This is a genomic window from Bradyrhizobium sp. NBAIM01 (assembly GCF_020194115.1).
Taxonomy (GTDB): Bacteria; Pseudomonadota; Alphaproteobacteria; order Rhizobiales; family Xanthobacteraceae; genus Bradyrhizobium; species Bradyrhizobium yuanmingense.
Genome location: NZ_JADYVU010000004.1, coordinates 339,059 through 356,520 on the forward strand (window position 1 = coordinate 339,059; position 17,462 = coordinate 356,520).

Annotated in this window: 17 protein-coding genes and 1 tRNA gene; 7 read left to right on the top strand and 11 right to left on the bottom strand. The window is 64.8% G+C overall.

Features of this window, described 5'->3' with window-relative positions; all coding sequences use genetic code 11:
- The 3 genes from I6F31_RS16800 to I6F31_RS16810 all read right to left on the bottom strand — a co-directional run bounded on the left by I6F31_RS16800 (position 1) and on the right by I6F31_RS16810 (position 3,369).
- The gene (locus tag I6F31_RS16800) at positions 1-870 is read right to left on the bottom strand and encodes a DUF1989 domain-containing protein (protein WP_225185747.1); all 870 of its coding nucleotides are present in this window, start codon (positions 868-870) and stop codon (positions 1-3) included.
- Positions 871-945: 75 nt separating this feature from the next.
- The gene (locus tag I6F31_RS16805; RefSeq protein ID WP_036009611.1) at positions 946-1,875 is read right to left on the bottom strand and encodes a GTP-binding protein; all 930 of its coding nucleotides are present in this window, start codon (positions 1,873-1,875) and stop codon (positions 946-948) included.
- A gap of 3 nt (positions 1,876-1,878) precedes the next feature.
- A complete protein-coding gene (locus I6F31_RS16810; RefSeq protein WP_036009609.1) occupies positions 1,879-3,369 on the bottom strand; it encodes an amidohydrolase family protein in 1,491 nt (496 codons plus the stop codon).
- Positions 3,370-4,280: 911 nt separating this feature from the next.
- Between I6F31_RS16810 and I6F31_RS16815 the strand changes: the two genes are divergently transcribed.
- From I6F31_RS16815 to I6F31_RS16830, 4 genes are all read left to right on the top strand, one after another.
- Positions 4,281-4,673, top strand: coding sequence for a hypothetical protein (locus I6F31_RS16815; RefSeq protein WP_051056991.1), 393 nt, complete (start codon positions 4,281-4,283; stop codon positions 4,671-4,673).
- A gap of 32 nt (positions 4,674-4,705) precedes the next feature.
- Entirely contained in the window at positions 4,706-5,689 is a 984-nt protein-coding gene (locus tag I6F31_RS16820; RefSeq protein ID WP_051056989.1) for an alpha/beta fold hydrolase, read from the top strand.
- A 189-nt stretch (positions 5,690-5,878) separates the two neighbouring features.
- Positions 5,879-6,349 carry a YbaK/EbsC family protein gene (locus I6F31_RS16825; protein WP_036009608.1) on the top strand — a complete coding sequence of 157 codons (471 nt, stop codon included), beginning with the start codon at positions 5,879-5,881 and terminating at the stop codon, positions 6,347-6,349.
- A 182-nt stretch (positions 6,350-6,531) separates the two neighbouring features.
- Entirely contained in the window at positions 6,532-6,951 is a 420-nt protein-coding gene (locus I6F31_RS16830) for a CBS domain-containing protein (RefSeq protein ID WP_036009620.1), read from the top strand.
- Positions 6,952-7,272: 321 nt separating this feature from the next.
- Here I6F31_RS16830 and I6F31_RS16835 read toward each other — a convergent pair whose 3' ends face one another.
- From I6F31_RS16835 to I6F31_RS16845, 3 genes are all read right to left on the bottom strand, one after another.
- Positions 7,273-9,090, bottom strand: coding sequence for an NERD domain-containing protein/DEAD/DEAH box helicase (locus tag I6F31_RS16835; RefSeq protein WP_051056987.1), 1,818 nt, complete (start codon positions 9,088-9,090; stop codon positions 7,273-7,275).
- A 117-nt stretch (positions 9,091-9,207) separates the two neighbouring features.
- Positions 9,208-9,282, bottom strand: a tRNA-Glu gene (locus I6F31_RS16840).
- A 57-nt stretch (positions 9,283-9,339) separates the two neighbouring features.
- Positions 9,340-9,684: a hypothetical protein gene (locus I6F31_RS16845; RefSeq protein ID WP_036009606.1), complete on the bottom strand. Its 345-nt coding sequence runs from the start codon at positions 9,682-9,684 to the stop codon at positions 9,340-9,342.
- On the opposite strand from I6F31_RS16845, the gene I6F31_RS16850 reads away from it, so the two are divergent.
- Complete coding sequence (locus tag I6F31_RS16850) at positions 9,683-10,690, top strand: RluA family pseudouridine synthase (protein WP_036009604.1); 1,008 nt, start codon at positions 9,683-9,685, stop codon at positions 10,688-10,690. The two genes, I6F31_RS16845 and I6F31_RS16850, sit on opposite strands and share 2 nt — an antisense overlap.
- 218 nt (positions 10,691-10,908) lie before the next feature.
- Positions 10,909-11,808, top strand: coding sequence for an RNA polymerase sigma factor RpoH (rpoH, locus tag I6F31_RS16855; protein ID WP_036009602.1), 900 nt, complete (start codon positions 10,909-10,911; stop codon positions 11,806-11,808).
- Positions 11,809-11,929: 121 nt separating this feature from the next.
- Here rpoH and I6F31_RS16860 read toward each other — a convergent pair whose 3' ends face one another.
- The 4 genes from I6F31_RS16860 to I6F31_RS16875 form a co-directional block, all read right to left on the bottom strand.
- On the bottom strand, positions 11,930-12,556 hold the full coding sequence (locus I6F31_RS16860; RefSeq protein WP_036009600.1) for an N-acetylmuramoyl-L-alanine amidase: 627 nt from the start codon (positions 12,554-12,556) through the stop codon (positions 11,930-11,932).
- Positions 12,557-12,589: 33 nt separating this feature from the next.
- Positions 12,590-13,789 carry a GGDEF domain-containing protein gene (locus I6F31_RS16865; protein WP_036009598.1) on the bottom strand — a complete coding sequence of 400 codons (1,200 nt, stop codon included), beginning with the start codon at positions 13,787-13,789 and terminating at the stop codon, positions 12,590-12,592.
- A gap of 647 nt (positions 13,790-14,436) precedes the next feature.
- Entirely contained in the window at positions 14,437-15,048 is a 612-nt protein-coding gene (locus I6F31_RS16870; protein WP_025032144.1) for a LysE family translocator, read from the bottom strand.
- Between the two features lie 44 nt (positions 15,049-15,092).
- Positions 15,093-15,467 (bottom strand): response regulator, encoded by a 375-nt coding sequence (locus I6F31_RS16875; RefSeq protein ID WP_036044151.1) that lies wholly within the window; start codon positions 15,465-15,467, stop codon positions 15,093-15,095.
- A gap of 121 nt (positions 15,468-15,588) precedes the next feature.
- Here I6F31_RS16875 and I6F31_RS16880 point away from each other — a divergent pair, with 121 nt between their 5' ends.
- Complete coding sequence (locus tag I6F31_RS16880) at positions 15,589-16,425, top strand: SDR family NAD(P)-dependent oxidoreductase (protein ID WP_225185749.1); 837 nt, start codon at positions 15,589-15,591, stop codon at positions 16,423-16,425.
- Between the two features lie 146 nt (positions 16,426-16,571).
- On the opposite strand, the gene I6F31_RS16885 is transcribed toward I6F31_RS16880, so the two are convergent.
- Entirely contained in the window at positions 16,572-17,378 is an 807-nt protein-coding gene (locus tag I6F31_RS16885; protein WP_225114062.1) for a lytic murein transglycosylase, read from the bottom strand.
- Positions 17,379-17,462: the final 84 nt, after the last annotated feature.

Consider the following 17,462-nt stretch of genomic DNA (forward strand, 5'->3'; position numbering starts at 1 on the left):
TCAGCGTCCTGCATGCGCACCGTGGTGACGGTGATACGCGCTCGGCGTGGGCCAAGTCCAGCCTTTCAGGGCCGTTCGATCCGGCTCGAAGATTTCGATCTTGAGCGGATGGCATGCCGCGGCATCGCTGGAATGGGTTGCGCTGCAGTCTCCACCCGGACAGGCCGACAGCGCGCCGAGCAGGTCGATCTCCGCGAAGAGCTCGATGAAGTCGCCGGGGCGGACCGGACTTGCCTTCATGAAATATTGGTGCGTATCCCCAGTGAAGCCGGTGCACATGAAGACGTTGAGCACGTCGTGGACATGATGCTCCACTGCGGCCGGATCCGCCTTCAATTCGATGGCGAGGGCGCGGGACAGGTTGGAGTGGCAGCAAAAATCGTAGGCCGTGCCGTTCAGCAGGAGATTTGTATAGGGATCGCAGCGCGTGCCAATCACATCGTGAATGCCGGCGCCGTCGGCGTCGAAGCCGTACCAGCCGAGCGTATCGTGGCTGATGGTCGCCATCGGCCGAAGATAGGGCATATTGCTCCAGAGCCGGTCACCGATGCCGACATGCGTACCATGGAGCGCTCGCGTCTTGCCGCTGAAGAAGCGCTCGGAGAGATCGTCTGCATTCCAGAGATTGAGGTCACCGACCTGAGGGCCTTCGATGCTAACGATGCGGAAGAATTGGCCGCGCGCCACGCGAAAGGCACGGGCATCGCGTGGCGGCACGATAAGCTCGTGCGTCTTGACCGCGGCACGGCGGACTGCTTCGAGCGCGGCCATGTCCGGCCCGGGCATCGTCCCGGCCGGATAGACGATGGCCGGCTTGGCAGCGCGGCGCGAGGCAGCATCAGCGGGGGCGGGTGGCATATTTGGCGGCATAGTTCGGCCTCGGATCGACTCGGCAAGAGGAGAGGTGGTGGCTAATGGCGGAAGCGGTTGACCCTACCCCTCACCTCAGCCGCCGGCAACGCACGCCTCCATGACTTCATCGAGCTCCGCCTTCGAGAGCATGCCAAGCTCGGCAATGAAGACGATGCGCGTCCGCGCCGCGCCCGGTGTCGGCGCATCGCCAGGCGCCAGGGTCGCGCGGCCGGCGGCGAACTGAAACACCATCGTGCGGCCGGGCTGCTCGAGCGTCTCGAACAGGCCCTTGGCGCGCGCCAGCTTCGGTGCAAGGCGGCTGATGGCCTGCTGCAGGCGCGGCAACGAGACCGGCTTATCCGAGGTCCAGCTCAGTGCCTCGAAGCGCTCCTCCGCCGGCCGTTTCGGTCCCACCTCGCGCGGCGCCGGAGCGCGGTCGGCACCGGCGGGAAACAGCAGCGCGGGGGGAATCTCGCCGTGCTGTGCCTCGACCACCACCGCGGGCACGCGCTGGGCGCGGATGGCGTCACGCATCCGCACCCCCGCGCCCGCGCCCGCCAGATCCAGCTTGCTCAATGCCACGATATCGGCGACGCGCAGCTGCGACCGCATCAGCGCGTCGTCCAGAGCCGAAGGCGGTGTCCCTGCGTCCAACACGCAAAGCACCGTCTCCAGCTGCGCCTCGCGCAGGATCACGGGGTCCATTAGGTTGCGCACGATGTCGGCGGGATCGGCAACGCCACTGGTCTCGATGACGATACAATCGGGCTTGGGATCACGCCGCAGCAGCGTCGAAAGCGTGCGGAGCAGATCGCCCTCGAGCGAGCAGCAGATGCAGCCATTGGCAAGGCTGACCACGCCGTCGCTCGCGCCCGCGATCAGCTCCGCATCGATGTTGATGGCGCCGAAATCGTTGACGACGGCAGCGATCCGCCGCCCCTCCGCATGCGCCAGCAGATGGTTGACGACCGTGGTCTTGCCCGCCCCCAAAAAGCCCGTCACCAGGAGAATGGGGACCGGCATGGGTCAGCCCTCGACCACAGGCCGCCGCACGGGCCTGCCCGGCCGCGCGGTCACATCGAGCATGCCGTCGCTGATCAGCACCTGACCGCTGACGACCAGATGCCGTACACCCTCAGAGGGCCGGTTCATCGCCGTGAAAGTCGCTCGGTCCGAAAGCTTCTCGTAGTCGAACACGACGATATCGGCATCCGCGTCCTTCGCCAGCCGGCCCTTGCTCCGCATCGCCGGCGTGCTCTGCGAGAGGATCTCCGCCGGGATCAGCGCGCATTTGCGCACGCCTTCCAGCAACGACACGGCTTTGCGCTCGCGCACCCATTCACGGATGAACTTCGTGAAGCAGCCGGCCGAGCGCGGATGCGAGGTCGCATCATCCGGCAGCGGCCAGGCATCACCGGTGTAGGTTGAGCCGTCCGACAGCGTCCACGGCATCGCGTCGGAGGCGATCGCGCCGCCGGGATACAGCACCGACATATCGAGCAGGTCGCGGTGGTGCGCATTGTTCTCGGTGTCGAGAATGTGCCAGAGCACCAGCGAGGACGGCTCCTCGGCCTGCGCCTTCAAGAGCTCCTCGCGGTCGTGGAAGCGGTAGCCGTCGGTGACGCGCTGCACGGAATCGTAACCGGTGCCGTTGCGCTCGACGAACTGGGGATCACTGAAGAAGGCCGCGGCCAGCACGGTCGAGCCGGTGCCGTAAGGATAAGCCTCGACCGTGATCGGCAGGCCCTGTCCTTGCGCCTTCTCGATCAGCACGCGGCAACGCTCGACGTCGGTCTTGCTCGACGAGTTGAAATGGCAGATGTGCATGTGCGCGCCGGTGGCGCCGGCATAGCCGATCAGGCGGATATAGGCTTCCACTGCGCTCTCGGGATCGATGCGCGACATGAAGGCGACATGGGTGAAGGTGGGGACGTCCTGCTTCGCGGCCAGCTGGCACACTGCGGTCAGCTCCTGCACGCCGGCGCCGGGCGCATAGGCGTTGAGGATGCCGATGCCGATACCGCCCTCGTTGAGGCCGCGGGCCAGACGCTCGAGAATGCCCGACACCTCCGCATCGGTTGCGACGTTGTCCATCCAGCGACGGTCGCGCATGGCGTTGCCGAATGCTTCCAGCGAGCTCTCCGCGTTGGAGCCCGTCATCGCGCCGATGCGGGCAAAGGCCCAGTTGGTGGCCGCGCCATAATTCAGCACGCGGCCCTTTCGCGCCTGGCGCTCATACCAGGACCCGACCGGCAGCACGCCGGCCTCGAGATCGAGGGTGGTCGTGACGCCGTCGAACGCCTGCATGCGGTCAGCCGGGATCGACTGGCCATGGGCGTGCAGATCGATGAAGCCCGGCGCCACCACGAGCCCAGTTGCGTCGATCACCCGTTCGGCGCTGCCGAGGCCCGTGCCGACGGCGGCGACCCTGCCGTCCACCACCGCCACATCCCCAACGGCGTCCATCCCGCTCGCGGGATCCACCACCCGGCCGCCAGAGATCACCAAACCGCTCATCTCGTCACTCCGAAAAGCAATTGCCAGAATTTCCGAAGGCCCGGCAGCAGCTTCGGAGGCGCATCGGCGCGCATAGTGCATATTCTCGTGAGAACGACCACCACCACTGATGCCGATGCAGCATGCTTGCAAGTGAGGCCGGTGAACGCAGGAAGTGTATCGGACCGGAGCCCAACAATGCCGCTGCGTCAATCCGCCGATCCAATCGGCATACCCTCGCGTTCTCGCGGCTTGATCCGCCCGAGCTATGCTCCGCTTCACACACCCCTCAAGGAAAGGGCGCAGGGAAGACCGGGCGCCAGCTGGCACCCATAAGACCCCTGCGCTGAACGAATGCACACGCAGTGCACAGGGGAGACACAGGGCAGCCGAAACCAGGCCTTCCCTGCGCGATGGTTTGAGGGCCTATGCCGCGCTCTCCCGGGAGCCGAGTTCCTTCTGGCCTCCCTCGCCTCCGCAAAAGTCACGGCACCGCGCCGGTTGACGCGATGACGTCTTCGCCAAGGCTTGACCGTAGCAACGACGGCCAGGACCACACCGTTTCGCCGTACGCAGGGGCGCCGTTCGTCTTCGCGGGTCCCGCATGCTCACGAGGTTCATCTCGCCCTGCACGCGCAAGCTCCGCCTTTAACGCCGCCCGCGTCCACCGCAACTTCCAGCCCGCGCTCGAAACGACGTACGACCGCCCCTTGGTGGGCTGGAATGGCCGACACATACGACAAATCCGAATTTCGGTAAAGTGGAATATTTTTGGCGGGAGGGGTTGACAGCGGATCGGTGTGTTCTGCCGTCGATGCCGGGGCAGTTGCCTTCTGGACACGGCGAGGGTTCATTGCCTCGAAGGACGATCCCCTTATACTGTTCGGGCCGATTGCAGACATTGCGGCGTCGGTCCATTGGCAAGGTGTCCAATGCGCGTGAAATTCGGAGACATCCTCCAGGCTTTTGAGTTCGCCGACATCAGCGGCGTTGTGGAGTGCCGCACCTTCGTCTGCAGGCAGACAGGAAAGATCTACTACCAGTTCGATCAGGACGACCTCCAGGAGCTCGAGGGCGACGAACTGCCTGACGATATCGAGGACGAGACCAAATACTTGCAGATCCCGAACTCACGAGACCTCGACCTCGGCAAGCCTCTCGTGATTGCCTTCGTCCGCGAGTTCCTGCCGAACGATCTGGACGACGTTCGCTATATTTTCAGCAAACGCGGCGCGAGGCGGCTCCGCCGCGATCTCGCCCCCATTGTCATTCAGAGAGCAGATGGGGCGGCTGTCGGGGGCAAAGTTCCCATGGGTTCCCAGTGATAGGTCGACGTCTTCTCCAAACAAATCATTCCATGTCGCGCCGCGCTCTCATCGGCGGTCTCCTGTCGACGGGTAGCGCGCTGGCGCTTGGCGGATGCGCTGGCCTCGGTGCGACCGGCGCGCGCTTCGACGCCTCCTCGCTCTCCGTCGATCCGACGTTGCTTGTCGTCACCACACGCAAGCCCGTGAACGGCGGCCGCGCAAAACCCTGGTTCGGGCCGGAGCGTGCGACGAGCATGACGGTCGCGCGGGCGAAGCTGACGGCGCCGGACGAGAGCCGGCTTTCCCTCGCCTCGGTCGGACTCGAGAACTGGCGTCTCGACCGGATCGAGCCGGTCCCGGCCGACGCCGGCGATCTCGCTGCGCAGGCCGGCGGCGGGGACGTGCTGATCTATGTGCACGGTTTCAAGCAGACATTCGAGACGGCGGTGCTGGATGCAGCCCACCTTTCCGATGGGATCAAGTTCCGCGGCCGGACCATGGCGTTCTCCTGGCCTTCCAAGGCAGGACTGTTCGACTACGCCTATGACCGCGACAGCGCGATGTGGTCGCGCGACAATTTCGAGCGCGTGCTCTCTGCGCTGGTGTCGGCGCCGGGGGCGGGGCGCGTGCACATCGTCGCCCACAGCATGGGAACCATGCTGACCCTCGAAAGCCTGCGCCAGCTCCATGGGAGATACGGCGACACGGTGACGAGCAAGATTGGCGCGGTGGTGTTTGCCGCGCCCGACATCGACATGGACGTGTTCTCGTCGGCGATCCAGCGCATCGGCCCTCTCGCCGGCAAGATCACGGTGATCGCCTCGACCAACGATCGTGCACTGGCGCTGTCGGGGCAGCTCGCCGGCGGCATGACCCGCGTCGGCGCGGCCGAGAAGGCCGCCATCGCAGGGCTCGGTGTGCGCGTGGTCGATGCCTCCCAGGAAGGCTGGGGCATCATCAACCACGATTTGTTCCTGTCGAATACGGAAGTGCAGCGGGTGATCCGCCGCTCGATCGACGGCACGACGGCGTAGGAGAGCGCCGAGCCACGCGAAAAGCCTGCTCCTGCCCACACCCGTTGCGGCTCCGAGGGGAATTGCATTGCAGCTTGCGGATGGAAGACCTATGTTGGGGAGCTAGTCAGGCAGCCGCCCATCGAATGGCGAGAGTCTGCAGGATCGCCTCACGGTGGATGGTTTCCATTCCGCATCGGAGGTGATGTTATGGCCATTGCTCCCACCCTCCAGAAATACCTCGCCGCTGAGAACATCCAGTACGAGGTGATCCCGCACGAACTCAGCATGACGTCCGCCCGAACGGCGCAGGCATGCCATATCTCCGGCGATCGCCTCGCCAAGGGCATCGTGTTGCGGCGCGACGGCGGATACATGCTGGCCGTCTTGCCCGCATCGCATCACCTCCGCCTGTCGGACCTGAGGACAAGCCTCGGCGACAATGTCCACATGGCCAATGAAACCGAGATCAATCGGCTGTTCAGCGACTGTGCACACGGTGCAGTTCCTGCCGTCGGCAAATGCTACGGATTGGATATCATCGTCGACGACAGCCTCGAGGCACAGCCGGACATCTATATGGAAGCCGGCGATCATGAGACGCTGCTTCACATGGGTCACGCGCAGTTTGCGCGCCTGACGGCCAACGCACCGCACGGCCGCTTCAGCGCGCATGACTGAGGACCTGTGCGCCGCCCATTGTCCTTGCGGCCCTGGGCGGGAACTCTAGCCGCAAGTTCGCCGTCATACCGTTCCGCAGGGTGGCGGCGAAAGTGTCTGCGCTTTGTCTGGTCGGAGTTCGGAAGATGGGGGTGCCGCTGCATTGCATCAACGCACTTGAAACCCACGAACGGAGGCTCGCCATGAAAGTCAAAGACGTGATGCACAAGGGTGTCGACTGGGTCAGCCCCGACACCCCAATCACCGAGATTGCCAAACTGATGCGGGCACATGACATCGGCTGCATTCCGATTGGCGAGGATGACAAGCTGGTCGGAATGGTGACCGACCGCGACATCGTCTGCAAAGGACTCGCGAGCCACAGCTTCGATGCCGGCCGCGCGACGGCACGTGACGTGATGACCGAGGGCATCCATTGCTGCCGCGAGGACGATGACCTCGCCAAGGCGATGCATCATATGGAGAAGCTGCAGGTCCGCAGGCTGCCGGTGATCAACAAGAGCAAGCGGATGGTCGGCATCATCAGCCTGGGTGACGTCAGCCATTCCTCATCGGGTGACATGCTCACCGAGACCGTCAGAAGCGTTTCGGCGCATCACTGAAGTTTACCGCCAAAACGTATGGCCACGGCTCCTCTCGCGATCCCCCCGAATAGGGTTGAGGGGGCGCCCGAGTCATGCGCTCGTGGTGCAACCATCGCGCGGCGCAGAAGCGACGACGCGATGCGGCTCATTTTGCGCCGGAGTGAATGCAAGTTGCGCCGGAATGGATGCAAGGCCCGTTCACTCGATCACGTCATCATCGATGACGATGCGACGCGCAACCTACCACGATGTGTTTCTTTCGAATGCGGACGTGCAGCGGGCGATCCTCCGCTCGATCGACTGCACTACCGCGTGAAAGAGCGCCTGCGCGGCGTCGGGCTACGCGATCAAGCGCTGCACCAATGCCGACTCGCTCGAATACGTCAGGAGCGCCTCGTGAGTTGCCCGGGTCACCCCGACATAGGTCAGCCGGACACATTCCTCGACGGTCTCGCCGTGGCGGCCGAGCAGGCCCAAGCCGGCGATGGCGACGCAGGGAAACTCCAGCCCTTTCGCGCTGTGCATGCTCAGGAATCGCACGGCGACCCGCTTGACCGAAACCCGGTTGCGATTGTCCTTGGCGATGTCGATCGGCGCACCATGCCCGGCGAGAATCTGCGCAACCCGTCCGCCGATCCAGTGCTCCGGGTAGAGACACGCCATCTGCGACCACTCGTAGCCGGCTTTCTTACGGTCGAGAAACCACTCGGCAACGCAGTGAGCTTCCGCCTCGATGCTCACGCACCGCCGCACATCCGGCTCCAGTCCCTGCCGACCCGCATCTTCGGGCAGCAGGATGGCGTGCTCGTCGTCGGCCGTGATGCCGGGAGCGCCGATGACGTCCGCGGCGAAGCGTCTCGCGAAGGCAACGATTTGGGCGGTGTTGCGATAGTTCACCTTCAGTACGGTCGTTCTGCCCTTTGCTTCAATGCCGAGCTGGCTCCAGACCGGCCGTTCACGCCCCTTATAGATAGCCTGGATATCGTCGTAGACGACCATCAGCGCCTTGGTGCGCGGGTTCACCATCTTGGCCGCAAGCGCGAGCCATTGCGGTTCGAAGTCGTGCGCCTCGTCGATCAGGACCGCGTCGTACTGCTCCGCCGGGATATGGCCGTGATCGACCGCCTTCACGACCTCTGAAACGCTCGCAGCCAGGCGCTCCGCGTAGTCCGGATAGTCTCGCTCGGATGGGGCGGTAATCCCGTACGTCCGCAGCATCCGGTAGCACCACGAGTGGAAGGTGAGAACCTGAACGCGGTCCTCGACACCCCTGCTCTGCATGGCATCTTCAAGCCGGCCGGCGATGCCGTTGGCGTAACACAGGATCAGCACCGGCTTTGCCGCCGCACGTGCCAGATACTCGGCGCGAAAAGCGAGGATCAGGGTCTTGCCCGATCCGGCGACGCCGCGAATGATGCGATGCCCCTCGCCCAGGCTGCGCGCGAACTGCTCCTGATGAAGGTCCATGACCGCGAGCGTCCGATCCGAAGAATCGGCGCGAGGCGCATCGTCCAAAGGCAGGGCAATCTGTCGTATCCGAACCTCCGGAAACAGCAGCGCGCGCAGGCGGTCGAATTGCGGCATGGACAGCGGCTCTTCGAGACGCGGATGAACCATGCGCCACAATTTCGACCGGAATTCCTCGGGGTCCGCGCCCTCGGTCATCTCGTCCTTGAACAGGCAGAGATGCTCGGAGAACACCTCCTTGAGATCAGTCTGATCGAACTGCTTGCGGGTGATGTTAGTGAACACGGCCCCGAAGCCGAACGGAACGATGGACCGGCCCGCGAGGCGATGTCCCGGCGGAAACAACAATTGCCCGTCGCGCTCCAGCGTGCGCACGACCTCGAATGTATATTTGCGAGCCTGCTCCAGCGGATTGCTTTCCCGCACCACACCACGACTTGTCAGCAGTTCGACCTTCGTCTTGTCGGCCGACACGATCGTCTCCAGGCGCCAATCCTTCACCTCGAGCACGAGCAGGCCGTTCGCGGGATGAATGATGATGAAGTCCGGATGCCGGTTGCGAGGCCCGACAGGCAGGTTGTGCCAAACGACGGCGTTCTCCTCGAGGAAGTCCTTCAATCGTTCCGCCAGTCGTAGCTCACCACGGCTGTCGAAGCGCGCGAAGCCGAGACTCGGGATCAGGATAGCCATGTCACGACCGCGAGCACCATTTGCGGACCACCTTGTGAGGCAAAGTGCAACAGGGCGGTCTCTCCAGGCTGACATGGTCGCCTAGAGTGTGCAGGTTTTCAATGGCTTAGGATCAGCTGGCGCTCCCTAGGGGAATCGAACCCCTGTTTCAGCCTTGAGAGGGCCGCGTCCTAACCGCTAGACGAAGGGAGCGTGAGGGCTAGCCAATAGCCTCGAAATTTGTCCGCCGCAAGGACCCCGAGGGGCGTTTTACGGCTCATTGGCGAATTTCAGCCGTCCGGCCGACTTCAGGGTATGGGCATCGAAGGTGCGGATCTCGATGATTCCGCCGAGATCCAGCGTCACTACGAGGCGGTCGCCGGCGACCCCGGTCGAGACGATTCTGGCGCCCTTGGGCAGGGTGGCAGTGACATCGCTTGCCGCTTCGACCGCCCTTCCCTCAGACTTGAAAAGGCGGTAGCCCACCGCGATCAGCACGGCGCAGAACGCCAGCGCCGTGGTCAACCCCGCGATCAGCATCATCCGCCGCACCCGCGCGAACAGCGCGGCCTGCTCGGGGGTCGGTTCGGGAACAGCGGTATCAGACGTCGTCATGGAAAGCCCTGGGTCAGCGCAAAGGTTGGAGGTTGTGGTCGAAGGCTCCGAGGGCTCGGCCCGGCTCGACCGCGTGCTGGCGGCGCGCCTGCCGGAGCTGTCGCGATCGAGGCTGAAAGCCCTGATCCTGGCGGGCGCAGTGCACCTGAAGGCCTCCGCGGTCCGCGACCCCGCTTATCACGTCGCATCCGGCGATACGATCATAATCGACGTGCCGGAAGCGGCGCCCGCCGAGCCCAAGGGGGAGGACATCGCCCTCGATATCGTGTTCGAGGACGACGACATCGTCGTCCTCAACAAGCCCAAGGGCCTCGTCGTGCACCCCGCGGCCGGCCACGAGACCGGCACCTTGGTGAATGCGCTGATCGCCCATTGCGGCGCCTCGCTCTCCGGCATCGGCGGAGTGCGCCGGCCCGGGATCGTGCACCGGCTCGACAAGGACACGACGGGGCTGATGGTGGTTGCCAAGAACGATCTCGCCCACGCTTCATTGACGGCGCAATTCGCCGATCACGGCCGCACCGGCGCGATGCGGCGCGGCTACATGGCATTCGCCTGGGGCGTGCCGAACCGGCACCGCGGCACCGTCGATGCGCCGATCGACCGGCATCCGCATGCACGCGAGAAGATGGCCGTGCGCCAGGGTGGCCGCGAGGCGGTGACGCATTGGGAAATCCTGGAGAGCTTTCATGGACGCGACGGCAAGGGCGTCGCCGCCCTGCTCGCCTGCGAGCTCGAGACCGGCCGCACCCATCAGATCCGCGTTCATCTCGCCCATATCGGCCACCCGCTGATGGGCGATGCCGTCTATGGCCCGCATTTCAAGACCAAGGCCAACCAGCTCGGCCCCGAGTCGCAGGCAGCTTTGGCGGCGCTGGGGCGGCAGGCCTTACATGCTTACCTGCTGGTATTGGAGCACCCGAGGACGGGAGAATTACTGCACTGGGAGGCGCCTTTGCCGGAGGATTTGCTTCTCCTGGAACGTGCGCTCAAGGCGGCGCTATGACGCAGGCCGCTTCAGAAAGCCTTTACATTACAAAAAGTTATAGCTGCCACACGGGGACGTGACGTCAGCAATCCTTCCCTTTTTGACCCCCGATGGGGTATATTGCGTCTGCGTTGAAATGACCAACGCGGAACATCGCAGCTACGGCCGGCTTTAACACAGCGGTCGTCTGCCTGGCCCGCCGCTATCGGGGGCCTGAACCTTTTGGAGGGCGCACTATGGCCCGTACCGCTGCTTTGCCGGTCCTCAATGGAGAATCCGGCCTTTCTCGCTACCTCGCCGAGATCCGCAAATTCCCGATGCTGGAACCGCAGGAGGAGTACATGCTCGCCAAGCGTTGGCGTGAGCATGACGATCGCGACGCGGCACACCAACTCGTCACCAGCCATCTCCGCCTCGTGGCCAAGATCGCCATGGGCTATCGCGGCTACGGCCTGCCGATCTCCGAGGTCGTCTCGGAAGGCAATGTCGGCCTGATGCAGGCGGTGAAGCGATTCGAACCCGAGAAGGGATTCCGTCTCGCCACCTACGCCATGTGGTGGATCAAGGCGTCGATTCAAGAGTACATCCTCCGTTCGTGGTCGCTCGTGAAGATGGGCACCACCGCGAACCAGAAGAAGCTGTTCTTCAACCTGCGCAAGGCGAAGAGCAAGATCAACGCGCTGGACGAAGGCGATCTCCGCCCCGACCAAGTCAAGTTGATCGCCAAGCGCCTCGGCGTCACCGATCAGGACGTGATCGACATGAACCGCCGCCTCGGCGGCGATGCGTCGCTCAACGCACCGATCCGCGACGATGGCGAAGCCGGCGAATGGCAGGACTGGCTGGTCGACAACACGCCCAACCAGGAAGCCATGATGGCGGAGCACGAGGAGTATGATCACCGCCGTGACGCGCTGAACGGCGCCATGGGCGTGCTCAACCCGCGCGAACGCCGCATCTTCGAGGCCCGCCGCCTCGCCGATGAGCCGATGACGCTGGAAGACCTTGCTGCCGAGTTCGGCGTGTCGCGCGAGCGCGTCCGCCAGATCGAGGTCCGCGCCTTCGAGAAGGTGCAGTCCGCGGTCAAGGGCACGATCGCAAAGGCCGAACAGGCCGCGCTGGAAGCCGCGCATTAAGCGCGGCAGCTCAGCGCCAGAGATTGGCGGATCGAAAGAGACGAAAAGCCGGCGGCAACGCCGGCTTTTTTGTTGGTGTGATGCGAACTGCGCCCGATAGCGGTGCGTGTGGGCACACCGCCTACTCCCCCCATTGCCTTGCCATCGTCGCGAGCGTGCAGCCTTCGCAATAGCGGGCGTCCTTGTAGTCGATCCAGTTGTGCGCGTAGACCCGCTCGAGCGGGATGTCGTAGCGCGCGCGCAGCACTTTCACGAGGATCTTCCACGCCGCGACCTGTGCCTCGGTCGGCCCCGCCGTCACGTCGGGATAATTGCCGGCGAACTCGACGCCGATCGAATTGTCGCGCACCACCTGGCGGTAGGTCTGACGGTTGTCGATGTACTTGTTGTCGTTGCGGTTGGCGCCGTCGCCGTGGGTCGGCACGAGGTTCTCGGCGACCGCCCAATAGACCGTGCCGTCGGTCTCGACCCAGACCGTGACGCCGCGCCGCGTCGGGTTCTTCGCCTGCGCCTGCGCGCCGCCGCGGGCCGACCCCGCCGGTCCCTCGGTCTGGTGCACGATGATGTTGCGCCAGGGTTTTGCGTTGCGGACCTCGCCCCACGGCGCCAGCCAGACGATCTTCAAGCCGGGGATGTCGGGCGTGCCGGAGGCGCGCGCGAGCCTGGCGAGTTCGGCATCCGCAGCAGCGGCGGGGACGATCGGAAGGAGAGCGGCCAACGCGGCCGCGAGCAGGCGAAATATCATCATGCGGGGTCCAATGCGACCCAAGCCTAACAGGCTTTACGCGAATGTCCTCACCGTCCCGACAGACTCGGGCGATAGCGGCGGGGCGGGGTCATAGACCGCAAAATCGTTCTTGCCGTTCTTCTTGGCGGCATAGAGGGCGTGGTCGGCATTGGCCATCAGGCGGTCCGGGAATTGCCCGATGCCGCGGTCCCACTCGGCAACCCCGATCGAGATCGCGATCGGAATGTCGCGGCCGCTGCAGCTGGCGGCATCCCGACGGCAGACCTCGAGCACGCGGCGGGCGATCGCGGCCGCCTCGCGCAGCGACGAGGACGGCAGCACGATGCAGAACTCGTCGCCACCGGTGCGGGCGAGCATGTCGCCGGGCCGCAGGCGCGTCTGCGCCATCAGGGTGAAGTGCTTGAGGCAGGCATCGCCGGCGGCATGGCCATGGGTGTCGTTGATGGTCTTGAAGCCGTCGAGGTCGATCAGCAGCAGCGAGAACGGCTCACCGCTGCGCCCCGAACGGGCGCATTCCTCGGTCAGGCGCTGCAAGAGATGCCGCCGGTTGGCAACGCCAGTGAGATCGTCGAGCAACGCGAGGTCGGCAACCTCGCCCCGCAACCGGTCCATCGCCATCAGCAGGAAGCCGAAATTAAGGGTCATCGACAGGAACAGCAGCCCGAGCACCATGATCGCATGGGCCTGGCCGCCGGCGCGCGCCGAGAGATCATAGCCAAGCAGATTGCCCGCGGTGCGCGCGAGCAGAATCGCAATAATGCTGAGGATGACGATGCCGGACAGCTTGGCGCCCGGACTGACGCGGCCTTCCGGCGACAACAACAGACGCAGCGCCAGCACCAGCGGCAGGGCCTGACCGAGCGTGTAGCTCAGCATGCGCAATTGCATGTGCTCGAATCCAACCATGAAGAGCACGACGCCGACAAGGCTCAAGCATCCTGTCGCGGTCATCAGGCGCCACGAGACCGGCCGGTCGTAGAAGCGCTGAATTCCCATGGCGGCAAGGCAGCTCGCAGCGATGACACCGCCGGCGCCGAGCAGCAGCGGCAGGGGAGAGGCGACGAACAGACGGATCAAGGCCGTCATCGCGCCGGCGGCACCGACGAAGGCCGATGCCATCCAGAACCGCGCAGCCGCGAAATTCGGATAGGAACGCGTCACGTAGGCCCAGATCACGCCGAGCGCCAGGAAGTTGACGACGAAGACCGTCCACAATGTCGGTACGTTCAGCATGACGCGTACAGCACGCGCAGCGTCCCGCCCCCCGATCCCGGCAGCCGTCCGTCCATGACCCATCCCCGTTTTCTTGCGGAAGACAATGCGATGGTTGCGCTTAATGGAGTCTCACTGCGGCTCGCGAAAACGCGCCCTTGGTTTTGGATTCATGAACGGCACGCGGCTATTGCCGGATCGTTAAGGCTGTCGCGCCCGATGGCCTGACGCGTGGAGCGGATTCGCGCCAAAAATCACCCGAAAGTGCATCTGAGCTGTGGATAACAGGATGACACGGATGTGACGACGCGGGGCAGCCGGCTCCGAATCTGCTGAGTTTGTCGTCGAGGATGTTGCGAGGCTGGCCCTCCGCCGAGCACCCTCGTGTCGCGTTCCACCATTAACCCTTGAGAGGATACTATGGCTAAGAAAGCGAAGAAGGCGGCGAAGAAGAAGGCGAAAAAGGCCAAGAAGGCGAAGAAGAAGTAACGAGGCTTCTGCTTCTTTGCCCGGGTGGAGTGAGCTCCGCCCGGGCGTCGGGTCGATCGAAGGTGGCGGGCGCAAGGCCCGCTTTTTTATTGTGCGAGAGTTCGAAGTGTACCCGCTCTAACAGCGTCATGGCCGGGCTTGTCCCGGCATGACGAGACCTTTCGAGAGGTGACGAAGACCTACCTTTCCGACAACGCCAGCTTGGCGCCGAGCGCGGCGAAGCCGGCGGCAAAGGAGCGGCGCAGCCAGGCCATGACGGCCGGGCGGGAGATGACGCGCTCGCGCACCGCGGCGGCGCAGAAGCCGTAGAGGACGAACACCGCGAACGTCATCGCCATGAAGGCGCCGCTCAATTCCAGCATGCGCGCCAGCACATGGGCCTCGTCCGCCGCGATGAATTGCGGCAGGAAGGCGAGAAAGAAGATCGACAGTTTTGGGTTGAGGATGTTGATCAGGAAGCCGGTGACGATGACGCGGCTGCTCGATCTTTCCCTGATCTCGCCCCCAACCGCCAGCGCCCCGGTCTCGCGCAGAGCCTGCCAGGACATGTAGAGCAGATAGGCGACGCCGCACCATTTCAGCGCGGCGAAGGCGAGCGCGCTGGTGTGGAGCACGGCGGCAAGACCGAGCATCGCCGCCGCCATGTGCGGCACGATGCCGAGCGTGCAGCCGAAGGCGGCCGCCACGCTGGCGCGCGAACCGCGGGTCAGCGCCGCGGCCAGCGTGTAGAGCACGCCGGTGCCGGGGGAAGCGACGACGATGAGCGAGGTGAGCAGGAAGGACCAGGTCATGGGCCGACCTTATCACCGCAGCGCGCTGCGAGAAAGCGGGCGCGTCAGGACAGCTGAGCGATCTCGGCCTCGCGCAGCACGTCAAGCGGCGCCCAGGGCTTGGCCCAGAACTTGGCGCCGTCGGGCAGAGCCTGCTTCAAGGGCCGGCCCGAGGTGACGACGACGTCGAGCTTGGGATTGCGGTGCTTGGCCACATGCGCGAGCTCGACGCCGTTCATGCGGCCGGCCAGCTGGACGTCGGTCAGCATCAGACAGAGCGCACCGGCGTTCTTGTCGAGCACGCGCTCGGCGGCCTCGGCGCTTTCGCACTGGATGACCTGGTAGCCGCTCTCTTCCAGCAGGACGCAAAGCATCTCCCGCTGCATGGCGTCATCTTCAACGATCAGCGCTGTCGCGCGTAATGGCGTCGCTTGTCCCATCGGCGGCTCCCAATGCATGCTCTCCATAACGAATGTTAAAAACCGAGGCCGGCTACGGTTCGGTTCCATTCTGAAAAAATGTAAAGCATAGTTCCCGCATCAGGGGCTTGAGGGGAACATCATGACTACGATTCGCGACGCTGCCGCGATCACGGGAGCCGCGAGCGGCATCGGCCGGGCGCTGGCGATCGAGTTCGCCCAGCGCGGCTGCGACCTCGCGCTGGCCGATCGCGACGAGGGCGGATTGAAGGCACTCGCGGCGGAGATCGGAACAGCGCGCAAGGTCAGCCTGCATCGCGTCGACGTCGGCCAGCCGAGCGACATCGCGCAGTTCGCAAGCGAGGCGGTCGCCGCGCATCCTTCCCTCGGCATCGTCGTCAACAATGCCGGCGTTGCGCTGATGGGCACGTTCGAGGAGATCGACCAGGCCCAGATGGACTGGCTGTTCGACATCAATTTTTGGGGCGTGGTGCACGGCACACGCGCCTTCCTGCCGCACCTGAAGACGATGAGCGAGGCCCACATCGTCAACCTCTCCTCGATCTTCGGCATCATCGCCCCGCCGGGCCAATCGGCCTATGCCGCGGCGAAGTTCGCGGTGCGCGGCTTCTCGGAGAGCGTGCGGCACGAGCTCAGCGTCGCGGGCAGCCCGGTGAAGCTGTCGGTCGTGCATCCCGGCGGCATCGCCACCGCGATCGCGCGCAACGCCCGCACCGGCGTCGGCGTCACCGACAATGCCCGGCGCGCGCAATCGATCGAACGGTTCGAGAACGCGGCGAAGACCTCGCCGAAGGACGCGGCACTGCGCATCATCAGGGGCATCGAGCGCAACGAGCCGCGCATCCTGATCGGCAACGACGCTCGCTTCATGGACCTGCTGCAGCGCTTCCGCCCGGGCACGTATTGGGCGCCGCTGCAGCGGCGGCTGGAGAAGATGGCGAAGGGGATAGAAAAGTAGCCAGGAGCGCAACGGCCTCCACACCCACCGCTGTCATTCCCCGCGAAGGCGGGGAATCCAGTACGCCGTGGCTTCTCGGCTCTAGCCGCGCCGTCTCTGGAATACTGGATCACCCGCCTTCGCGGGTGATGACACCGATGATGTGGTCACTGCCCCATCAGCCGATCGGCGAAATAGCCGATGGTCTTGCGGTACACCACCGCCCTGTTCCACTCGCGCATCGCCTCGAAGTTCGGCGTTCCCTCGCCATAGGGCTGGCCCATCTTGAAGCCGCTCGTGTGCAAGAGGTTCGCGGTCGAGGCGAGCACGTCGGGGATGCTGTGGCGGAGGTCGACATGGCCGTCGCCGTCGAAATCGACGCCGTACTTGATGTAGGACGATGGCAGGAACTGGGTCTGGCCGATCTCGCCGGCATAGGCGCCGATCATGTCGCGCAGCTGCAGGTCGCCGCGCTGCACGATCTTGAGCGCCGCGAGCAGCTCGCCCTGGAACAGATCGGTGCGGCGGCAATCATGCGCGAGCGTCGCCAGCGTGCGGACCACCGGCAGCTTGCCGGTGTCGCCCTTGCCGAAATCGCTCTCCAGCCCCCAGATCGCGACCAGGATATAACGGGGCACGCCGAACTTCTGCTCGACGCGCGAGAGCAGCGCGGCATGCCGCTGCAGCATCGCGCGCCCGCCATTGATGCGGCCGGGGCCGACCCGGGTCGAGACGTACTGCTCGAAGGTCTTGTTGAAGGTGTAGCGCTGGCGCCGGTCGAAGGCGAGAACCGCAGGGTCGGGCGCAACGCCGCCGAGCGCCGCATTGGTCACGCTCGCCGAGACGCCGGCGGCCTGAGCCTCCTGCGCCATGCTGGCGATGAAGCCGTTGAAGTCGCCGCCGCAGCGGGCGGCCTGCGCCGATCCGCCGGCCAAAGACAAGACGAAGGCGGCAGCGAGAAGCAGTCTCGGCATGTGGAGCAATCCCCCAGAGAATTCCAGTGCGAAGCAGCGCGCGGATCATGCCCGGGAACGCCGTGAGCGTCAAAGCACAAGGCT